Consider the following 18,632-nt stretch of genomic DNA (forward strand, 5'->3'; position numbering starts at 1 on the left):
CAGCGTTCCTAGAAGCCGTCGCGCACCTGCATGAGGGCGAAGCCCAGGAGATTGAGGCCGAGCCAGAGGTTCGGGTTGCCTGCCCTTGCGTCGTCTTGGGCGAGGCCAATGCCCCAGATGGTGTCGACGGGACTCGCCTCGACGAGAATGCGTGAGCCTGTTTGCTTGAGGAACAGGCCCAACGCCGTGTTCTGAGCAAACTTGGCCTCGTTGGCACGGACCACCACGGCGAAGCGATTCTCCAGCCAAGTCGCCTCATCGAAGCCGCGCACCTGCCGCCCTAGCGCCTTCGCTGCTCCGGGCGTAGGCGCCTGAAGTACCAACGCTCTTGTTGCCTGATCCCCGAACAGCGCGGCCTTCTCCGCCATCATGAAGTGTTCGGCTGTCGGATAGCGCTGCCCTTCAGCGACGAACGGAGCTTCATACCATTGGCTGAAGCAGGATGCGGTCACTTTGCCTTTGCTGGTCCGATGACCCCAGAAGAAGAGGTACTTCAGGTCCTCGCCAGCGTTGAAACGGTAACGAAGGGCTTCCAGAGGCTGGGAATCATGCATGGTGGATGTCATGGCGCCTACGCAGGAATCAATCTGCACCGCGAAGCGGCGTACGCTCGAACAGCACGCCAGGGTCCATCAGTCCCACCAACAGGCAACGGGGCGTGTCTCGCGGGGAACTTGATAAGGCTCGTATGGTTGATCCACGAAGCCGGTCCAAGTCTCGTCGGGCTTTAGGTGCTTGGGGAACCATGTCGCCACCTCCTCGGGTGTGGCGGAGGTCATGATGTAGACGGTATCCGAAAACGGCCACTCGGGACAGTCGAATGCGGTGATCTGAACGCGGATGTCTTCGACATCCGGACGCTGTGCAATAGTGCGGAAGAGGTTGTGGAACGCGCCGGGTCCCGGAGCGCCGTCAAGGTTGCAGCCGATGCTCCCGACCTCGACGTTACCCTCGAAGAACTCGTCGACGGTCAGCAGTGGTCGCGGGGTTCCAGGCTCGTCGGGATGCCCTAGACGGCTGACGCGCTCGGTGATGCGGTCGAGAGGGGTCATGGGGACTCCAACATTTGAACTGAGTTGGCACGAGAGGTGGCATCGGCTTGAGTGCGTCGTTAGGCGTCGAGCTCGCGAAGCCTCTGCTCGATCTTGTCACGGTCCAAGCAGCGAGCAACCACGGGCCAATGTCGTGCCGCGGCAATATGCCGTATGCCAATGCCGGTAGCCAACCCGACGATAAGTGCGCCAACCGTCGTGAACAACGCCAGTAACGACTGAGAGCGCATGACGCCAAGGACGATCGCGACAACGAGGAAGGGAACCAAGAGTCCGACAACTTCTCGCTTGAGCATCGATCGCCAGCTGTTGTCTATCGGCTCGTTCAGGCTGGCCAGCATCCATGCCAACGCCTGCTTCTCCTGGCGCTTGTTGAGTGGGCGTAACTTCATTTGATCTCCGAACGTGAACTATGCCGAGCCACCAAGCGGAACTCTGCCTGGGTTGGTCTGCTGTGTGGCGTGCCCCTGCAACAGGCACGGACGATGACACGACTGTCTCCGTCCGGCGCGAGTGCCGAGCATTCCCCGATCTTCATGGCCGAGCTGTTGAGATGCGATTTGCGCTACCTGACGCATGAATTAGGTCGAGCCGTCGGTAGCGTCGTTAGGCCTTATCCGCCTAGACGGATAGGGCTACCGACAGAAATCCTGAGCCAATCCAGATGAGAAAGCAAAGCCCAGCGATAGGCAACAACAGCGGGCGAACGCTTGCTCCAACGATGGCAACGACCATCACCGCCAATGTGCAGCCCCAAAACATGGGCCTTGCGCCAGTGCTCCAAGCGAGCCAATGTGGCGGGCCAATGAGAGATGCATAAAGGACAGAATTTTTTGGTAGCCAGTCCTGCCTGTAAAGAACGATAAGGCAAAGGGCTATGTACGCCAGGACTGCAAGAGAAATGAATGCCGCTGCAACTACTCCAGTCAAGCCAGCCGCTGAAGCCTTGGGAATTTTCATGTCCATATCAAGGCCGGTTGTGCGGAATAAGAACCAAGTTAAGTCTCTTCGGAGCGCATGGTGGGTGTGCCATGTTCGGACTAGCTGCTAGGCCGAGGATCGGGATGGTATTCGTAGGAGACGTAACGGCTCTCATAGAATTCATTGAGTTCGAGACGCGACTCAAAGAGTTTGGACCAAAGTTCATAGCCGTCGGTGAGAGCGTTGCCATCCTGTTTGTAGCTGACTTGATCGGGATGCGCCTCAAGGTTCAGGTCAGCCGCATAGGTAACGGACTCCTTGTGGGCTTTAGTGAAGGCCTCATCCTGGTCGTTTGCCTCAAATGCAACGATGCGCTCCTCAAAGACGTTGGTTCCATCGTCTTTGGTTCCGAAGGCATACACCGTCCTTATCGCGTACCACCCCATGGCAGCTCCTACGCAGCCTGATGCCCGATTTAAGCCGACCCGGAAGCGGGTTCGGTCTGAATGATTGCCAGCGCATAGTCTACCGACGCCCACGGGAAGGCTCGCATCCCACACCGTCGTTGTCCCGGTCCAAGTGAGGCCCGTAGCCTGGATCGCCGCGATGGACTGGAGTCGCCCCCGCGGCACGGGCCTCCGTACAGTTTGCAAATGCGTGACTGCCCGACGTAGATCCCGAGGGGGAAACGCTATTGGCAGGGACATAGGAGCTGCGTGGAGAGGGGGGAGTGCTTCCGCCCCGGTGGCAGTGGTAGTCACCCGTTTTGCGATTGGTGTGGCAGCCGTCCTTGTTGAGGCCGCCGCCGTGCGCCCACGCGCTTCCGGTGATGGCCAAGGAAGCGAGTGCCACAAGCGTCGCAACGAAAGATCGCACACAGCCCCCTGATGCGCGGAAAATCCTATTGGACCGTGTATACGCGGCCTGGCACGATCCTCGTCGAGTCGTCGGTCGCCGTCAATCATTCCAAGCGCTCAGGCTCCTCGTGTGTTTCGGTGCGGTGTTCAGTCTTTGGAGGACATGCTCAGCATGCGGGACCTGTGCCCTGGCTGGTCGTCGCTGCGGTGCCCTTGCGCACCGACCCGACTCGGGATACCGCGCGCCGCAAGGGTGACAAGGTAGACCGCATCGCCAAGCGCGGGCAGGCGCTAACCGTGCCGCGAAGCGGCGTCGGCTTTAATGAATCGCTAGGCTGCGCCCCCATGACCGCTGCCTGAGTCACCATCGTGAACCAAGAAGAAGTCTGCAGCATCAAGGCCGTACTCGAGGTTTGCTTGGGCGAATGCAGCCTCCAGGTTCTCATGCCAAGTGTCCCCGTAGAACTCACCGGACTTTGCATAGCGGAAAACGAAGTAGTGAGCGCTTCCTGGCTCAGGTTCAATCTCGATGCGCTCAGGCAGTGGCATCGTGTTTCCTTCGACCAAGTGCCCATCGACGATACTGCCGACTATATGCATATCAGGCCGTTTGAAATCCCCTGGCCTTGCGATGTATTTCATGGTGATCGAATGCCTGAAATAAGGCGCACCGGGAAGCGGCGTGGACCTCAATGAATTGTTAGGCGCCAACCCTGTTGGCACCATGAATGGACTGCGCAAGGCCACGCAGTATATCCAGCTTGTTGGGCGGGGCATCCGGCGCCATGAAGTCCGGGATTGTATGGGGCGTTCGCCTGGGGCGGGAGAGGAATTGCACCGGCCACTCTGCCACCCGACGTTGCTTGACATGTACGTACCGCCCAGGCTCAGGCTCGTCTATGTACTCGTCCTGCAGGATCAGGGCCAGAGGTTCTTCCGAGCCCTGCGTGTCTTGCGAGAAAGCCAGCGCCTCCTCATACGTTTCGAAGGGATAGTAGTAGTCACTCCCATCAGCGAGGTCCGGTGCACCGCGCTCCGGGTGACACCACACCCGATACTCAAGAACGGCGTCCCATACGTAGCCGCCGCCAGCCTTTGCGCTCGCTGGGTACGTGCCAACGAGCATTGGATCTACAACTGGATGCGATGGAGCTGTCATTGTTGCCTAATGCTTGACTTGAGCCACGCGGCTGAGCAGCGGCGGATCGAATGAGAAGCCAGAGGAGAGCACATGCCGGCGCCGCCTATCTCCGATGATCTTGTTTCCTCCATTCGAGCCGCTCCGAAAAATTGAATTTAGCCTACAGGCGAGGTGGCCTCGACTCGACTGGATTGTTGGCGCCCGCATTGGATTACGAGTTAATAAATGAGTCAAGTCAACTGGTGAAGTGAGTTCGGATTCAATGAAGTGTTAGGCCTCATCGTCGCGGAGATCGCCAAGGCGTGCAATGCCCGTGAAGACTATGCCAACCAAGAGAGGAGCGAATGCGTATTTCTTGAATGGCGCGTCAAAAACGCTGAGCAAAGTTCCCAATCCCATAGCCAAAAGAGTAAACGACTGAGTTGCGGCGCCGAACTTGGAGGCGGTGCGGCCGAACAGGCGCCACCGGGCGCAGAAGATCCGGCGGAATCGCGATGATGGCCTGATCCATGTGACATAGATCATCCCAGCACCGAAGACAAGGAAAGTGAGGCTTGCGGCTATGGCAAAGCCTAGAGATTGCATCATAAGGCCCGGAGTCTGAGTTGAATCAACCGCTAGGCGGCTTCGACCTGATGTAATGATTGGCGCCCGCCTACGGGTGCGTAGATATGATGCTCCCAATCCACTCGCTGTAGTGACTCAGGCGGACATTGCAGGTGATTTGACCATACCTCCCGGGCGTCCTGATAGCGCTTTGAGGATCCGACCATGAAGTCAGTCCAGCCACCAGCCAATCCTTGTCAGCCTGGATAAGGACGGGCCCGCCGCTGTCGCCACTTCCTGACCCACCCTCAAGGGGAAGGGCGTCCGACGGCTTGTCGAACACATAGCAGAGCCAGCGGCCATCGGCGCTGGTGACCGTGTTGTAAGCGCGGCGAAGCTCCGTGCGGTGGGATCTGCCGAATTCATAGCCCGTGACGCCGTTACCGGTAGCGCCTTTCCCCATGACCTTGATGGTCTTGCCGAACTCGTCATCGCGCTTGTTGAGTGCGGCTGGCGAGACATCGGTAACGGGTTGTGCCAGCTTGAGAAGTGCGATGTCATCCGAGGAGGAGAGCGCCACCCGGAAAAGCGTCCAATCCCAAGTGGCGAGCGCCTGGTCCAGCAGCGCTTGTGGCGGCTTCTTGTATCCGGGGTGTATCACGAGACGTTCAACATCCCTGGATATCCCATTGATAGTGACCTGCTTGATGTCCGGTTGCCAGGTGACCGCATGGGCAGCGGTTATCACCCATTGCGGTGCAACCAGCACGCCATGTCCCTCACCAGGCATGTCGACTAGCGCAGGAAACTCAGATACCGGAACTCGATACTTCGCGTCATCCACGTCATCCCGAATGACGATTGCGCTTGCACCGAAAGGCACAACGAACAGTGCGAGCAACAAGAGTCGTGTCATATGCGATTCCCTTGGAAGGATCTCCGAGTGGCTCGCGCCTGAGCCAAGCCAAGCCATGATGCGGATGCCGCTGAACGAGGTGTCAGGTGGGCGCCCCGCGCTCGATCAGTACGAAATCCTCCGCCGTCTCCGTCGTGTAGTGCACAAGCCCGGCGAAATCCGTGTCGACCATGATGCCTGCGCCACGATATGCCCAACTGTCCTCGCCCGGCAGGTACTCGTTTGTGTCCATCGAGGCAATGACGCGGCCACGGTAGGCCCCGTCGATCCTGAGAATGTCGCCAACTTCTATATCTGTGCCATCCGCGTACTTCATGCTGTCGCCTGACGTTCGAGCTAGGTCCCGCTGCGGAACGGCCCCCGATTGAGCGCTAGGCCGCCGCTGTGTGTCCCGGCCGCCAACCAAGGAGGCGGGCAGGCAGGAACAGGAGGGCGTGCAGGAGCGCGAACACTGCGGAGAACGTGATCCCCACTAGGTGAAAGGGCAAGGTCAGTAGCCAAACGATCGGCCACAGCACCAAGACCAGCAGGGCCAGCGGCCAGCACAGAACAAAGAGAAGGCACCAGGCAACTGTCGCAATTAGCGCTTTCACGACGCGGCTCCTTTGGCCCGTGAGCGGAAGCGGAAGGATTGCAGCTCCAGGGAAATGCGGCAACTGGCGTGCGACGAACGCGCCAAAGCACCGGATGAAGCGCCAGATATGGCGACGAACTCTCCCAGTGGGCTGACGCCTGAGTCAAGCCGATCCGCGAGGCGAGTCCGGTCGCGATGGTTAGGCAGCATCCGCAACGCCGCACGCGCCATGGCTTGATGCTACTGACGTCAAGGGCGCTGACGATCCGAGCAGCCATGGACCGCCAAGTCCGAAAGATGCTTGTTCAACGCCTAAGCGACCAGGCCCAGGCACTCAACGTGGCGTGGCCGTCTTTTGGGTGTAATGCACAAGCGAGGTAAACGGGCGACGATGGCAGGACGCCAAACCCAGGTCTGCGAAGAACGTACCGCGTTCCGCCAGACCGAGCTTGCTGACTTGCCATTGGCGCCCCGCTTGACCGAAGGGTCAGGCATCAGCGTGGCCGCCGATGCAAAGCCTACGGGTGTAGAGGTCTGAGCGGCGCGACTTGCAGGTTGGCGTATTGGCCGTCATCTGAATCGACGAAAAGTCCAACGGGGCGTTCGGTACCACCGCTCGACAGCCTGGCGACGACCAGGCTCGGCTCCTTTGCGTGATTCACGAATACGCGCACCTGGCTGGCGGTCACCTCAATCTTGGCGTGAAACCAGGCGTCCGGATCCGGGACCGGGTTCACTGCCTTCTCGAACTGACCCGGTGCGCGTTTCCTCAGATGCTCCCAGGTGTTTTCCGGCCACGCTATGTACTGTACCGAGCGGTTGCGAATGGGCGCTTCGGCGTTGAAGTTGAACGGCCGAAAATACACGGCCTCGAAGGTCTTCTCGTCGATGACGTTGAACGCTACGCCGAGAAAGCTTCTCTGCTTGACGTTCTTGCCCTTCAAGTCGACCTCAATCGTCCCGGTCGAGAAGGTCAACCCGCGCGGAAGCGCCAAACCCACGATTCCAATGGGTGGGTCCCCTTTGGCGATTAGGCGCACCGCAGTGCTCCCATCCTTCTCGGTGGGCTCGACGTTTGCATGAAACACCTTCCACGACTTGCCGTCGGCAATCGTCGAGAGATCCGGCGTGGAAGGTTGCGCCTGAGCTGCATGAGCCAAGCCAAAAACTGCAACAAGCAAGGAGAGAGCAATGGTCTTCATCGCAAACCTTTCTATCGTTGATGCTGCACTGAGGTCGCTCATGATTGGCCTTGGTAGGGCGCGATGCAGGTTATATCGATTTGAAGCCGAAGCCTAGAGTCAAGCCCCGCCGCGGAGCGGGTTCGGCTTGAATGAATTGTTATGCCGCTATGCCGGGATAGCTGGCGGCCAGTGCTTGAGCAGAACCTAACGTGCCGGTGATGGAAACTCCACCATCTTTAAACCATCCCATGTTTGATAGATGCATGCTAGTCGTTGAGCATCTGACGATGCTTCGACGGCGCCTACGACCTTGATTGCTGCCATTGCGGCCCGATGCCTGAATTAAGCCGGCCCGCAGCGGGGCGGCGACTGAGTGCGAATATAGCCGAAGGCATACACTTGGGCACCGCCACTGATGTGGGCTCGGCTTGAATGAATTGCTAGGCGCCGCCCGATTACGGTACATAGACCAGATGAACTTTAACCGAGAAGACAGGAGCGTCGGTTACGTGGGCATGGAGCACTAGATCGCTCCGGCCCTCTTCTTGGGTCCACAGGTCAATAAGCGTGTCCCAGTGGCTACCGGTCCAGATGCAAACGGAAGACTCCCAAGTCTCGTCCGGCAGGGCCGTCAATGTAGCGCCATAGTCGCAGATGTAGCGTTGGATCTGAGTTGCTGTCTCAGTTGAGACCGGCTCGACTCCTGGAATTTCTCCAAAATGATAGTCGGCAGCTACGAAGGCAGCCACGACTTCCCGAAATGTCTGCCGCCAATGATTCGGGACTGGTCGCTGTTCGCTTTCGTCGCTCATGCTGCAATCACTCAAGTGCGGCGCCTAAAGCTGAGCTAAGTCGCGCCGCGAAGCGGCGTCGGCTTGAATGAATTGTTAGGCAGGGTAGCGGAAGGCTAGGCCCTCCGGCTGCTCTAAGAAGTTGCCCCACAAGGCCACTCCGATTGGTCTACTGTGGCGGCACCAAAGACCCACAGGGCGGCGATATTGGCTTGAGGTGGGGCCAACTCACTGGGCTGAAACCGGCCTTGCTGGTTGAGCTTAACGGCGACCGTCAGTTCGCTTGAATCGACGTACTTGGTGAGAGACGCAAGGACTTTCTCCAATGAAGCATTAGCGTTGAGATGTTTTGGCACAACCTCTTTGAGCTGTACTGGTGCCAAGTGCTGCTCAGAACCGACAACCCATGACGCAGCAAAATCGTAGTCTTGAGACTCGGCGGGAGCGAAGTAGACGGTTTGACCGACCCGTTGGCTCATGCCGTAGCAGAACAGAGCCGCATCTCTAGCCTCCCGCCAGGCTTTGAGTCCGTTGGTCCGAAGGTTCTTGATTCGGTCTGGAGTGTCAGACGCTGCGACCGCGTGCTCAAAGTTCCGAAGATTCACCAAAAATGGCTTGGGATCCCGGAACTCAAGCTTCTTTGCCGCCCATAGCCAAGATCTGTCCATCCTGCCTAACGCCTGAATTAAGCTGACCCGCGAAGCGGGTTCGGCTTGAATGAATTGTTAGGCACCACCCCGAGGAACTAGAAGCGCTGCCCCCTGTATGGCTTGGCGATAACCTGCCAGTCGTCCTGATACACAACTGTACCCGGGTCTGACGTCCGCAACACATTGACGTGGTGTCCATGCAGGTCCAGCAGGTTCTTTAGCTGCCACATCCGTCGGATTGCCTCGTCCGCCGCCGGCTTGAACCAAGAAATGGCGCGCCGATGTTCGGGGTCCGCCAGTGCAGCTGGTACGGGCAGGTGGTCATTGAACCAAGCCAACGCCGTGCGGAGCGTCTCATGCTCTTGAACAGAGAGGTCGCCATCATCGCGAAGTGTATGCGCGGCAACGAGCACTCCACCAGAGCGACCTGAATCCGAATCAGTAGCAAGAGTGGCGAATCGGATGAACACTGAAGCTTCTTGTGGGGCCTAACGCCCGAATTAAGCCGAGCCGTGAAGCGACTTCGACTTGAATGAATCGTTAGGCCGCGTCACCGAACTCCCGGACATGCGGCACATACGCTGAAATAACAGAAACACATAGGCCCTCTGAGACTACGAGCCACTCTTGCATGGCGTCTAGCGACGCAGTCACGTGTAGGAACTGGCCTGCGGCGCGCTCTCGCCAGCCGCCAGACGCGACCTTGTAAAGAGCATTACCCGTAGTGAGAGGAGTCTGCCAATACTCAAGCATATCTCCCTCATCCATGACCTGGAATGCCCGGACGAAGGGAAAGTGGATCTCAAGATAGCGGTCAATGCCTTTTGGTGCGGCTACAACAATGCGTAAGCCGGAACTGGTGTTGGTGATCTCGGTAACGTCCGAGCCCCCATGCCACTCGATCTCGGACCCAACAGGTTCTAGGAGTGTCTTCATGCGCCTAACGTCTGAGTTAAGGCGTACCGCGAAGCGGCATCGCCTTGAACGAATTGTTAGCCTTGCCGACCAGTGACATTGAAACCATTGCCTGAGCAGTGGCGTCAGCGCTGTCCGAGGTGGTAAGGACAAACAAAAGCTGATCTTTGTCTTCTGATCGCGACCACGAGTAGGCTGTTGTGCGAGTCTGCGGGGCTTGGGGGCCAAGCGCGGTTGCGCCCTGTGCCGTGGCCACGAGCGGTTCCGGGGCCGTGCCAACCATGTTCGAGAAGCCTGAATGAGCTTGATCAGCGTTGGCGCGCTGAGCGAAAACTGCGCAGACAGAGTCATCTCTGAGCGCGACCACATATGCGGTGGAGGGCGCTACAACGAACCACGCCTTGCCTGGCTTGCCGGCGAGGAAGAACTCCGCCTTCTCTACTGGAGCCTCCGGAGCGCCTATGTCGCTCATGGCTTTCCGCAGAGAGTCCTGCGAGTAGAAGTGCTTCATGCACGTGCCAGCGAAAAGGTCGTTGATGCTGTCCGGCGGCATAGACGCCACAGCGAAGGCCGGAAATAGTGCTGCGACTGCCAGAAGCTTACGCATGATTTGTCTCGGAAGGCTAACACCTGAGTTAAGCCGCGCCGAAGGCGTCGGCTTGAATGATTGGTTAGGCCACTGGCCCCGCGCCATACAACTCCTTCCAGTAGTGACCGTAACCCCATGCCTTGGCACCTGAGGATCGGCAGATGTAAGACCTTTCATCAGTACGTAGCTCACTCGTGCACTCAAAGCTGAAATGTGCGCTATGAAAGACATGACCATAGGACTCCTTGACCTCGATTCCTGTGACCTCGAATGCGACATTCATCGATGCATGCAGCAGTGCGTCCGCGGGAATGTTATGCGCCTCCGACTCTTTTAAGAGCCACTCTCGATAGCTAGCACCGGTGCGCATCTCTGGCTTGGAGAGGCCATCAATTGAGGCAGTTCCTTGCAGAAAATCAAACTCCACTACGCCATTCTTCTCCCTCGCCAAGACCGCTAGATCCAGCCCCTCGGGAAGATCCAGGAATCTCTGAGGAAGCATGTTTGCAAAATGTTGGATCACCTTGCGGCGCATGAAGGGGTCTAACGCGTGAATTAAGCCGACCCGCGGCAGGGCGGCGACTGAGTGCGAATATAGCCGAAGACGTGCACTTGGGCGCCGCCCTGCTGCGGGTTCGGCTTGAATGAATTGTTAGGTGTCAGCCGTGCTGTTGATTGCACGTCGGAGAGCAGTACCAACGCAGGAGCGGATATGCTCAGCTTTTTGAACATGACTTTTTATCCGGCCTAGTAGATGTTCTGGGGAGTAGCCGGGCGACTCCATGTAGCCGTGCCAGACCCGATGCTGGATCTCGTTGATCCACTTTATCCCCTCCAATTTCTGGGTATCGCTGTAATTGTCATAGCTCCAAATGTCTCGCGCCGCAATAGTGAGCTCAAACCACAATCTAGCGTAGACCTGGCGCCTCACGTCTGCGCTGAACGCTACTAGCTCGGCAACGAAATCGGTCATGTGGCACCTAACGCCTGAATTAAGCCGCGTTGCGAAGCAACGTCGGCTTGAATGAGTTGTTAGGCAGTGAGTGGCCGAAACGGTTGAGACCGCAACCGTGCTCCCCAGCACTGCCCGCCTGAGCCGAGTGTGCCACAGCTTGCGGGATGAAGCTTGCGCCGCAATGCCACGGGGCCTGTTGGCTCCGAAGCCAGGCGCAATGAGTGCCGCGCGGCAGTGACACGAAATGACGAGGCGGTGGACTGTCCGATGCCAGTTACGGTGAGAACCCCTGTCCGGAGCCGACCGCGTGCGCGCCAGTGAACTGGTCGAAGATGCGAGCCCCGATGCTATTGCTGCACCACAGCCTAACGCCTGAATTAAGCTGACCCGCGAAGCGGGTTCGGCTTGAATGAATTGTTAGGCCCCATGCTGGGACACCTGGACAGCAGTTGCAAGATGCTCCTGAACTGCAGAAAGAGTTGCGAAGTGTGGGTTGCCATCGATGTGACGGATGGCGGCAATAGACTCCGTCAGCGTGGGCTTGTCAGTAGCTTGGGTCAGCCGATAAGTGCCCCCACCAACAGCGAACCTACTAGGATGATTTGGAGTGAGGAACTCTGCGCTCAGAGCGTCGCCAACGTCATCCCAGAAGATCCAGCCACCATCCTCCACGTCGATACCCTCGCAGTATGCGATTGCCTCCGCGATGGTGGCGAATACGAAAAGCGTGTTCTCGTCGGTTGCTACAGCAAAGATCATGGGGCTTAGCACCTGAGTTAAGCCGCGCCGCGAAGCGGCGTCGGCTTGGACGAATTGTTAAGCCCTATCCTTGCTACTGGAATAGGGCGTGATCAGTGACTTGTGTGCCGCGTGTAGCTGGAGCATGACGGCCTGGATAGCACTGTTTCGCACGGTGAGATCTTCTAGAAGCTTGCTGAAGTCTTCCGGAGTTGGCTGAGACTTGGCAAACAGGACAAGCAGCGACTGATGTGCGATGTGGTCGCGGTGCGGGACCTCCGCCCGAAGCGCCGCCACAAGCTCCTTGTCCGCACAAATCTTGTCAAATGTTTGCAGAAGACGGCCGAGCGGCGCTTGCTTGTAATCCTGCTTCCGGAAACCGAAATAGATCTTGTCTTGTACTAAGCTTCTGACGATCCCGAAGTAGTTGCCAATATAGGTCTTTAGCAACTCCTCGATCATTTGGTAGCCGGCGAGCGCGTGACTCGCGCCCTCTCGATAGAGCTCTTTGTCGGTCGCTAGAAGGTCAGTCATGGGGCCTAACGCCTGAATTAAGCCGCGTTGCGAAGCAACGTCGGCTTGAATGAGTTGTTAGGCAGTGAGTGGCCGAAACGGTTGAGACCGCAACCGTGCTCCCCGGCACTGCCCGCCTGAGCCGAGTGTGCCACAGCTTGCGGGATGAACCTTGCACCGCAATGCCACGGGGCCTGTTGGCTCCGAAGCCAGGCGCAATGAGTGCCGCGCGGCAGTGACACGAAATGACGAGGCGGCGGACTGTCCGATGCCAGTTACGGTGAGAACCCCTGTCCGGAGCCGACCGCGTGCGCGCCAGTGAACTGGTCGAAGATGCGAGCACCGATGCTGTTGCTCCACCACGGCCTAACGCCCGAGATAAGCCGACTGGCGAAGCCAGTTCGGCTTGATTGAGTTGTTAGGCCACAACACTAGGCCAGCCGAAACCGGATGGCAACGCCCTCTGCTGACAGAGACTCCATGTGCTCAAAGGCACGAAGGAGTTCCTGCTCTGACGCAGGGAGGTTGAGATCAATGCCGGTCAGCTCAGTGATATGTGCGATGAGTTGTTCCCGGCTCAATCCAAGACGAGCAGCAACGTGATTGGCACAGGACCGTGCGTGGGACGCTCGATGGGCCAAGGATCGAGAAGAGTCGAGGACTGCTTTCCGGCTAGACGAGTGCGACATAGTGCCTAACACCAGAATTAAGCGGTGCCGCGAAGCGGCATCGGCTTGAATGACTTGTTAGGCATGCGTGCGCAAGTCTCTGCAAGTCTTCTTGCAGCTGAGGCCGCGCACTCTTCGCCCCGTCCCGAGCAGTTTAGTACGGCTGCCGAGTCAAATTTATCGTCCCGATACTTTAAGACGTAGAAAACCCGGAACCGATCGTTGGGAGGGTACGACCGAATATCGTTCGCCGGAGCGCCGACGAGATAGAACTCGATGTCAAAGTCGCCAGAGGCTCGCGCCAAGCGGAGGAAACTATGACCCCGTACCTCTTGCTCAAAGGCGACCGCGAAGTGCTGCGCGATGCTGCTGTGTGCGCTTCCATTCGCGAACTGAACCACGCATGGCCCTTCTGCCGAGCCGCTTGAGCTAGCGAGTGCTGCTGTGAAAACCGTGGCCGCGAGCAGTGTCATAAGCATGCCTAACGCCTGAATTAAGCCGGCCCGCATCAGGGCGGCGACTGAGTGCAAATATAGCCGAAGGCGCGCACTTAGGCGCTGCCCTGATGTGGGCTCGGCTTGAATGAATTGTTAGGCAGCAGTCTAACCCTCATGGCGGTAGAAGGCGTAGCCCGAAGGGTTGCGCCCAAAAGTGCCGGTGAACCAACCCACTTGAAATGACTGGTCAACCGAAAGCACTGGCACTGAACCTAGATTGGCTTGCGCATAAGTGCCGCCCGGGCGCCACTCGGATAAAACTAGGCTTTTTGCTAAAGATTCGGCGCTTGGCAGATCGGCAGCATGAACTTTTCTGGTGGTAAAAAAGCCGACAGCCGGCTCACCCTCAAACGGCAGCTCAATTCCACGACCATTGATGATGACTTTGAAGTGCGGCATGTTTGGTCTGCTGCCTAACGCCTGAATTAAGCCGACCCGCGAAGCGGGTTCGGCTTGAATGAATTGTTAGGCCCCATACCCAGGTACCCAGGGGTGCGACTGGATAGCCGCAATTTGTCCGCTTGAAAGCAGCTGCCAAAGATTGAGCGAGTGCTGCGGCGAAGGAAGCTGCATGTGCCAGGGGCCTTCGCCGATCTCAACGTTCTCAAAGATGACGAGGCCGCTCCCGAACACGCTCAAACACCATCCGGACTCATGACTAAGCGAAACGTCAGGGTGTTCGGAGTCCGAAGCAGCCAAGGAGCTCAGGAGCAAGGACATTGCCGCCTCATCTGGCGAGGTGACGGTGCTTCCCATCCTGTCGTAAGCGAAATAACTCATATGGGGCCTAACGCCTGAATTAAGCCGACCCGCGAAGCGGGTTCGGCCTGAATGAATTGTTAGGTCCCAACACTACCACGGTAGCTCCGACCAACCCTTGCCCTGCAAATTGCGGTAGCGGCCGGAGAGCTGACCGAAAAAATAACTGAGGCATGAAAAAGCCGCAGTAGCCCAGCAAGCAACAACGACCCAAACGCCCGCGCGCCCTGCGGCTTCCAGCCCGGCGAAGTAAAAAAGGACACATAGGCTGCCGAGTAGCAGGCCAGCGAGGCAGGCAGCCGCAAATACCAAGAAACTCCGCGGCTTACCAAGTTTTCGGATCAGTATGTGCATGAGTGTTGGATCGGGGCCTAACGCCTGAATTAAGTCGACCCGCCATGGATTGGCACCGAAGCCGATAGTGCCTAGAACGACCCGAAGTTAGCGAGCCCGATGCGGGTTCGGCTTGAATGAATTGTTAGGCATCTCGCTCAATGGAAGTATCCAACTTCACTCTTGTGCCCAGCAAGAGAATTTTGAGCGCAGCAGCCACTGCGCGCTTTGCTTCATTCTCCATGTGGGTTTGCTCATAGGACATGCCAGCAATGTCAGTGGGGGATCTAGCTGTTGAATGAACGATCTCGTTCCTTCTGCTTTGCAGCCATATCCACTCCTCTCTAAGTCCATATGGGCCTAGAAATTTTGCCTCTTTTTTCGCATCTTGGCCGGCCACATAGACTTCGGCTGCTGCGCAGGCAAGAACAATTGTGGCTAGCCACGCGCCCGCACAGAAAACCGTTTCAAGTTCAAGCTCTAGGACTCGAGTCTGCTTAGTTGAAACCCCGACAAGATCTCCACTACCTAGTGCTTGACCCATCTCATAGGAAAACCATTTGTGTCGGAACTCCCAAAGTTCAGGCGATGGGTATGGGTTCTTAAGAGGGCGAGATGACATTTCGTGAGGCCTAACTACTATTGGACCGCCTAAAAGCGGTGTTGCGCCAAGTATCGACTAATGCCAGAAGTCTGGGAAGAGGGGAATTCCTACTTCGTAACAATGACTTGCCGGATGGCAACCGGCGGTCTTGGCGTCGATGCTGGTTGCGTTATCCGACGTTTGAGCAGGCGTATGAGTTACACCCGTGACGATGCAGGCGTAACGACGCGCCTGGCGCCCCAGCTGCTGGATCGGGTCCGTGGTCGGCTGCGGCTTCGGCATTACAGCCTGCGCACCGAGCAAGCGTATGTGGGCTGGATACGGCGCTTCATCCTGGCCAACGGCAAGCGGCATCCGGCGCAGATGGGGCAGGCCGAGGTCGAAGCGTTCCTGACCGATCTGGCGACCCGGGGGCAGGTCTCGGCCGGAACGCAGAATCAGACGCTGGCGGCGCTGTTGTTCTTCTATCGTGATGTTCTGGACGTGGAACTGCCCTGGATGGAGAATCTGGTGCGCGCCAAGTGGCCGCGGCGGATTCCGGTGGTGCTCTCGGCGGAGGAGGTCGCGCGCTTGCTGACGATGCTCGAGGGGTCTTGTCGGCTGATGGCGGGGCTGCTGTACGGCAGCGGGATGCGGTTGCTGGAATGCCTGCGGTTGCGGATCAAGGATGTGGACATGGTTCGCGGCGAGATCGTGGTGCGCGACGGCAAAGGCGGCAAGGATCGGCGGGTGCCGCTGCCGCGCAGCCTGCGCGGGGAGTTGATGCAGCAACGCGAGCGGGCGCTGCTGCTGCACGCCGCGGATCTCGCCGACGGGGCGGGAAGGGTGTTCCTGCCACATGCGCTGGCGCGCAAGTATCCCAATGCCGATGTCGAGTCCGGCTGGCAGTATCTGTTCCCTGCCGCGCGCCGATCGGTGGATCCGCGCAGTGACCGAGTGGGCCGGCATCACGTGTCGGAGGAAACGCTGCAGCGCGCCGTGCAGGCGGCACGGCGCCGTGCAGGCATCGCCAAGCCGGCGACCTGCCACACGCTGCGGCATTCGTTTGCCACGCATCTGCTGGAAGCCGGCCACGATATCCGCACCGTGCAGGAGCTGCTGGGCCACAAGGATGTGGCCACCACGCAGATCTACACTCATGTGCTGGGGCGCGGGGCCTCGGCGGTGCGCAACCCGCTGGATGGGCTGGGTGTCGGCGGTGGATGACGCTGGCGTCAGAAAAAAGCAACCCAGCTGTGGGCTTTTGTGGTCACGCGTCGGGACTGAAGTCCCTCCCACAGTGCAATCCCGGGATGCCATGAAGACCGTGGGAACCCACGGTCTTCATGGCAACGCCTCAACCGTCCAACATCGCCTTGTCGCGCACCGCGCCCTTGTCGGCGCTGGTCGCCAACAGCGCATACGCCTTCAGCGCGGTGGTGACCTTGCGCGGGCGCACTTCCACCGGCTTCCAGCCCTGTGCGTCCTGCGCGGCGCGGCGGGCGGCGAGTTCGGCGTCGTCGACCAGCAGGTTGATGCTGCGGTTGGGGATGTCGATCAGGATCCTATCGCCGTCGCGGACCAGGCCGATGGCGCCGCCGGCCGCCGCTTCCGGCGAGGCGTGGCCGATCGACAGGCCGGAGGTGCCGCCGGAGAAGCGGCCGTCGGTGAGCAGGGCGCATTGCTTGCCCAAGCCCTTGGACTTCAGGTACGAGGTGGGGTAGAGCATCTCCTGCATGCCGGGGCCGCCCTTGGGGCCTTCGTAGCGGATCACCACCACGTCGCCGGCCTTCACTTCGTCGGCGAGGATGCCCTTGACCGCCGAATCCTGGCTCTCGAACACCTTGGCGTTGCCTTCGAACACGTGGATCGATTCGTCCACACCGGCGGTCTTGACCACGCAGCCGTCGAGCGCGATGTTGCCGTACAGCACCGCCAGCCCGCCTTCCTGCGAGTAGGCATGGGCGACATCGCGGATGCAGCCCGCTGCGCGGTCGGCGTCCAGCGTCGGCCAGCGCGTGGCCTGGCTGAAGGCGACCTGGGTCGGGATGCCGGCCGGGCCGGCCTTGTAGAACGTGTGCACGGCGTCGGCGTCGGTCTGGGTGATGTCCCACTGCGCGATGGCGTCGGCGAGGGTGCGGCTGTGCACGGTGGCCTGGTCGGTATGCAGCAGGCCGCCGCGCGCCAGTTCGCCGAGGATGGCGACGATGCCGCCGGCACGGTGCACATCCTCGATGTGGTACTTCTGGATGTTCGGCGCGACCTTGCACAGCTGTGGCACGTGCCGCGACAGGCGGTCGATGTCGCGCAGGGTGAACGGCACTTCGCCTTCCTGCGCGGCGGCGAGCAGGTGCAGGATGGTGTTGGTGGAGCCGCCCATCGCGATGTCCAGGGTCATCGCGTTCTCGAACGCTTCAAAGGTGGCGATGCCGCGCGGCAGGGCGGTCGGATCTTCGGCGCCATACCAGCGGTGGCATAGCTCGACCGCGGTGCGTCCGGCCTTCAGGAACAGCTGCTCGCGGTCGGCGTGGGTGGCGACCACGGTGCCGTTGCCGGGCAGGGCCAGGCCCAGCGCTTCGGTCAGGCAGTTCATCGAGTTGGCGGTGAACATGCCCGAGCACGAGCCGCAGGTGGGGCAGGCGCTGCGCTCGAACGCGGCGACCTTTTCATCGGAGGCGTTGGGGTCGGCGGCGATCACCATCGCGTCGATCAGGTCCAGGTTGTGGTCGGCGAGTTTGGTCTTGCCCGCTTCCATCGGCCCGCCGGACACGAACACCGTGGGGATGTTCAGGCGCAGCGCGGCCATCAGCATGCCGGGGGTGATCTTGTCGCAGTTGGAGATGCACACCAGCGCGTCGGCGCAGTGCGCGTTGACCATGTATTCCACCGAGTCGGCGATGATCTCGCGGCTGGGCAGCGAATACAGCATGCCGTCGTGGCCCATGGCGATGCCGTCGTCCACGGCGATGGTGTCGAATTCCTTGGCCACGCCGCCGACGCGCTCGATCTCGCGCGCGACCAGCTGGCCGAGATCCTTCAGGTGCACGTGGCCGGGCACGAACTGGGTGAAGGAGTTGGCGATGGCGATGATCGGCTTGTGGAAGTCGGCGTCCTGCATGCCGGTGGCGCGCCACAGCGCGCGCGCGCCGGCCATGTTGCGGCCGTGGGTGGAGGTCTTGGAGCGATAGTCGGGCATGGGGGCGTCGTACGGTCGGAAGGCGGGCGGAATGCTGGCGGAAGCGGGCGGCCCGGCGAGGGCGGTAAAGGGTTGCATTCGCAACCTTTTGCGCCGCGCACAGGGCCATTCGCCACGTTATCACGCGGCCTGCGCGGCTGCCCTTGCCGGCGATGAACCGGCGCGATGCGCATGGCGCCCGGCGGGCGCCGCGGTGCCGGCGATTTCCGTCCCTGGCCGGAACCAGGCATCATCGGGGTCTGTGCTCCGGGAGG

24 protein-coding genes are annotated in these 18,632 nt (G+C 59.5%); 1 reads left to right on the forward strand and 23 read right to left on the reverse strand.

Going from position 1 to position 18,632, the window contains the following annotated elements; genetic code table 11:
* Positions 1 to 8 precede the first annotated feature (8 nt).
* The 22 genes from AB8810_RS02150 to AB8810_RS02255 all read right to left on the reverse strand — a co-directional run bounded on the left by AB8810_RS02150 (position 9) and on the right by AB8810_RS02255 (position 15,143).
* Positions 9 to 554, reverse strand: coding sequence for an NADAR family protein (locus AB8810_RS02150; RefSeq protein ID WP_369915425.1), 546 nt, complete (start codon positions 552 to 554; stop codon positions 9 to 11).
* 78 nt (positions 555 to 632) lie between these two features.
* Positions 633 to 1,052: a hypothetical protein gene (locus tag AB8810_RS02155; protein ID WP_369915426.1), complete on the reverse strand. Its 420-nt coding sequence runs from the start codon at positions 1,050 to 1,052 to the stop codon at positions 633 to 635.
* 59 nt (positions 1,053 to 1,111) lie between these two features.
* On the reverse strand, positions 1,112 to 1,444 hold the full coding sequence (locus AB8810_RS02160; RefSeq protein WP_369915427.1) for a hypothetical protein: 333 nt from the start codon (positions 1,442 to 1,444) through the stop codon (positions 1,112 to 1,114).
* A 648-nt stretch (positions 1,445 to 2,092) separates the two neighbouring features.
* Positions 2,093 to 2,419, reverse strand: coding sequence for a DUF4288 domain-containing protein (locus tag AB8810_RS02165; RefSeq protein ID WP_369915428.1), 327 nt, complete (start codon positions 2,417 to 2,419; stop codon positions 2,093 to 2,095).
* Positions 2,420 to 2,498: 79 nt separating this feature from the next.
* Positions 2,499 to 2,849, reverse strand: a complete 351-nt coding sequence (locus tag AB8810_RS02170; RefSeq protein ID WP_369915429.1) for an excalibur calcium-binding domain-containing protein — start codon at positions 2,847 to 2,849, stop codon at positions 2,499 to 2,501.
* Positions 2,850 to 3,160: 311 nt separating this feature from the next.
* The gene (locus tag AB8810_RS02175) at positions 3,161 to 3,472 is read right to left on the reverse strand and encodes a hypothetical protein (protein WP_369915430.1); all 312 of its coding nucleotides are present in this window, start codon (positions 3,470 to 3,472) and stop codon (positions 3,161 to 3,163) included.
* A 769-nt stretch (positions 3,473 to 4,241) separates the two neighbouring features.
* Positions 4,242 to 4,496 carry a hypothetical protein gene (locus AB8810_RS02180; protein ID WP_369915431.1) on the reverse strand — a complete coding sequence of 85 codons (255 nt, stop codon included), beginning with the start codon at positions 4,494 to 4,496 and terminating at the stop codon, positions 4,242 to 4,244.
* A gap of 130 nt (positions 4,497 to 4,626) precedes the next feature.
* The gene (locus AB8810_RS02185) at positions 4,627 to 5,433 is read right to left on the reverse strand and encodes a trypsin-like serine protease (protein ID WP_369915432.1); all 807 of its coding nucleotides are present in this window, start codon (positions 5,431 to 5,433) and stop codon (positions 4,627 to 4,629) included.
* Positions 5,434 to 5,515: 82 nt separating this feature from the next.
* Positions 5,516 to 5,749, reverse strand: a complete 234-nt coding sequence (locus AB8810_RS02190) for a hypothetical protein (protein ID WP_369915433.1) — start codon at positions 5,747 to 5,749, stop codon at positions 5,516 to 5,518.
* Positions 5,750 to 5,804: 55 nt separating this feature from the next.
* Entirely contained in the window at positions 5,805 to 6,026 is a 222-nt protein-coding gene (locus AB8810_RS02195; protein WP_369915434.1) for a hypothetical protein, read from the reverse strand.
* Positions 6,027 to 6,525: 499 nt separating this feature from the next.
* Positions 6,526 to 7,251, reverse strand: coding sequence for a hypothetical protein (locus AB8810_RS02200; RefSeq protein WP_369915435.1), 726 nt, complete (start codon positions 7,249 to 7,251; stop codon positions 6,526 to 6,528).
* Positions 7,252 to 7,646: 395 nt separating this feature from the next.
* Positions 7,647 to 8,003 carry a hypothetical protein gene (locus tag AB8810_RS02205; protein WP_369915436.1) on the reverse strand — a complete coding sequence of 119 codons (357 nt, stop codon included), beginning with the start codon at positions 8,001 to 8,003 and terminating at the stop codon, positions 7,647 to 7,649.
* Between the two features lie 113 nt (positions 8,004 to 8,116).
* Positions 8,117 to 8,650 (reverse strand): hypothetical protein, encoded by a 534-nt coding sequence (locus tag AB8810_RS02210; protein ID WP_369915437.1) that lies wholly within the window; start codon positions 8,648 to 8,650, stop codon positions 8,117 to 8,119.
* Positions 8,651 to 8,727: 77 nt separating this feature from the next.
* Positions 8,728 to 9,102, reverse strand: coding sequence for a hypothetical protein (locus tag AB8810_RS02215; protein WP_369915438.1), 375 nt, complete (start codon positions 9,100 to 9,102; stop codon positions 8,728 to 8,730).
* A gap of 70 nt (positions 9,103 to 9,172) precedes the next feature.
* Complete coding sequence (locus tag AB8810_RS02220) at positions 9,173 to 9,568, reverse strand: hypothetical protein (RefSeq protein ID WP_206257386.1); 396 nt, start codon at positions 9,566 to 9,568, stop codon at positions 9,173 to 9,175.
* 16 nt (positions 9,569 to 9,584) lie between these two features.
* A complete protein-coding gene (locus AB8810_RS02225) occupies positions 9,585 to 10,154 on the reverse strand; it encodes a hypothetical protein (RefSeq protein ID WP_369915439.1) in 570 nt (189 codons plus the stop codon).
* 64 nt (positions 10,155 to 10,218) lie between these two features.
* On the reverse strand, positions 10,219 to 10,671 hold the full coding sequence (locus AB8810_RS02230) for a hypothetical protein (protein ID WP_369915440.1): 453 nt from the start codon (positions 10,669 to 10,671) through the stop codon (positions 10,219 to 10,221).
* Positions 10,672 to 10,788: 117 nt separating this feature from the next.
* Complete coding sequence (locus AB8810_RS02235) at positions 10,789 to 11,109, reverse strand: hypothetical protein (RefSeq protein ID WP_369915441.1); 321 nt, start codon at positions 11,107 to 11,109, stop codon at positions 10,789 to 10,791.
* 399 nt (positions 11,110 to 11,508) lie between these two features.
* A complete protein-coding gene (locus tag AB8810_RS02240; RefSeq protein WP_369915442.1) occupies positions 11,509 to 11,850 on the reverse strand; it encodes a hypothetical protein in 342 nt (113 codons plus the stop codon).
* A 57-nt stretch (positions 11,851 to 11,907) separates the two neighbouring features.
* A complete protein-coding gene (locus tag AB8810_RS02245; RefSeq protein WP_369915443.1) occupies positions 11,908 to 12,363 on the reverse strand; it encodes a hypothetical protein in 456 nt (151 codons plus the stop codon).
* A gap of 1,249 nt (positions 12,364 to 13,612) precedes the next feature.
* A complete protein-coding gene (locus AB8810_RS02250) occupies positions 13,613 to 13,906 on the reverse strand; it encodes a hypothetical protein (protein ID WP_369915444.1) in 294 nt (97 codons plus the stop codon).
* Between the two features lie 838 nt (positions 13,907 to 14,744).
* A complete protein-coding gene (locus AB8810_RS02255) occupies positions 14,745 to 15,143 on the reverse strand; it encodes a hypothetical protein (RefSeq protein WP_369915445.1) in 399 nt (132 codons plus the stop codon).
* Between the two features lie 252 nt (positions 15,144 to 15,395).
* Between AB8810_RS02255 and AB8810_RS02260 the strand changes: the two genes are divergently transcribed.
* Positions 15,396 to 16,409 (forward strand): integron integrase, encoded by a 1,014-nt coding sequence (locus AB8810_RS02260; RefSeq protein ID WP_369915446.1) that lies wholly within the window; start codon positions 15,396 to 15,398, stop codon positions 16,407 to 16,409.
* Positions 16,410 to 16,539: 130 nt separating this feature from the next.
* On the opposite strand, the gene ilvD is transcribed toward AB8810_RS02260, so the two are convergent.
* A complete protein-coding gene (gene ilvD, locus AB8810_RS02265) occupies positions 16,540 to 18,378 on the reverse strand; it encodes a dihydroxy-acid dehydratase (protein ID WP_369915447.1) in 1,839 nt (612 codons plus the stop codon).
* Positions 18,379 to 18,632: the final 254 nt, after the last annotated feature.

This window comes from Xanthomonas sp. NCPPB 3005, from assembly GCF_041228095.2.
GTDB classification, from domain to species: Bacteria; Pseudomonadota; Gammaproteobacteria; order Xanthomonadales; family Xanthomonadaceae; genus Xanthomonas_A; species Xanthomonas_A bonasiae.

Excerpts from the sequence above, each read along its gene's own strand:
- AB8810_RS02155 (WP_369915426.1), bottom strand. The coding sequence starts at position 1,052 with ATGACCCCTCTCGACCGCATCACCGAGCGCGTCAGCCGTCTAGGGCAT.
- AB8810_RS02225 (WP_369915439.1), bottom strand. The coding sequence starts at position 10,154 with ATGCGTAAGCTTCTGGCAGTCGCAGCACTATTTCCGGCCTTCGCTGTG.
- AB8810_RS02190 (WP_369915433.1), bottom strand. The coding sequence starts at position 5,749 with ATGAAGTACGCGGATGGCACAGATATAGAAGTTGGCGACATTCTCAGG.
- AB8810_RS02240 (WP_369915442.1), bottom strand. The coding sequence starts at position 11,850 with ATGATCTTTGCTGTAGCAACCGACGAGAACACGCTTTTCGTATTCGCC.
- AB8810_RS02235 (WP_369915441.1), bottom strand. The coding sequence starts at position 11,109 with ATGACCGATTTCGTTGCCGAGCTAGTAGCGTTCAGCGCAGACGTGAGG.
- AB8810_RS02260 (WP_369915446.1), top strand. The coding sequence starts at position 15,396 with ATGAGTTACACCCGTGACGATGCAGGCGTAACGACGCGCCTGGCGCCC.
- AB8810_RS02220 (WP_206257386.1), bottom strand. The coding sequence starts at position 9,568 with ATGAAGACACTCCTAGAACCTGTTGGGTCCGAGATCGAGTGGCATGGG.
- AB8810_RS02245 (WP_369915443.1), bottom strand. The coding sequence starts at position 12,363 with ATGACTGACCTTCTAGCGACCGACAAAGAGCTCTATCGAGAGGGCGCG.
- AB8810_RS02200 (WP_369915435.1), bottom strand. The coding sequence starts at position 7,251 with ATGAGCGACCTCAGTGCAGCATCAACGATAGAAAGGTTTGCGATGAAG.
- AB8810_RS02160 (WP_369915427.1), bottom strand. The coding sequence starts at position 1,444 with ATGAAGTTACGCCCACTCAACAAGCGCCAGGAGAAGCAGGCGTTGGCA.
- AB8810_RS02230 (WP_369915440.1), bottom strand. The coding sequence starts at position 10,671 with ATGCGCCGCAAGGTGATCCAACATTTTGCAAACATGCTTCCTCAGAGA.
- AB8810_RS02165 (WP_369915428.1), bottom strand. The coding sequence starts at position 2,419 with ATGGGGTGGTACGCGATAAGGACGGTGTATGCCTTCGGAACCAAAGAC.
- AB8810_RS02250 (WP_369915444.1), bottom strand. The coding sequence starts at position 13,906 with ATGCCGCACTTCAAAGTCATCATCAATGGTCGTGGAATTGAGCTGCCG.
- AB8810_RS02255 (WP_369915445.1), bottom strand. The coding sequence starts at position 15,143 with ATGGGTCAAGCACTAGGTAGTGGAGATCTTGTCGGGGTTTCAACTAAG.
- AB8810_RS02185 (WP_369915432.1), bottom strand. The coding sequence starts at position 5,433 with ATGACACGACTCTTGTTGCTCGCACTGTTCGTTGTGCCTTTCGGTGCA.
- AB8810_RS02180 (WP_369915431.1), bottom strand. The coding sequence starts at position 4,496 with ATGATCTATGTCACATGGATCAGGCCATCATCGCGATTCCGCCGGATC.
- AB8810_RS02175 (WP_369915430.1), bottom strand. The coding sequence starts at position 3,472 with ATGAAATACATCGCAAGGCCAGGGGATTTCAAACGGCCTGATATGCAT.
- AB8810_RS02150 (WP_369915425.1), bottom strand. The coding sequence starts at position 554 with ATGCATGATTCCCAGCCTCTGGAAGCCCTTCGTTACCGTTTCAACGCT.
- AB8810_RS02210 (WP_369915437.1), bottom strand. The coding sequence starts at position 8,650 with ATGGACAGATCTTGGCTATGGGCGGCAAAGAAGCTTGAGTTCCGGGAT.
- AB8810_RS02205 (WP_369915436.1), bottom strand. The coding sequence starts at position 8,003 with ATGAGCGACGAAAGCGAACAGCGACCAGTCCCGAATCATTGGCGGCAG.
- ilvD (WP_369915447.1), bottom strand. The coding sequence starts at position 18,378 with ATGCCCGACTATCGCTCCAAGACCTCCACCCACGGCCGCAACATGGCC.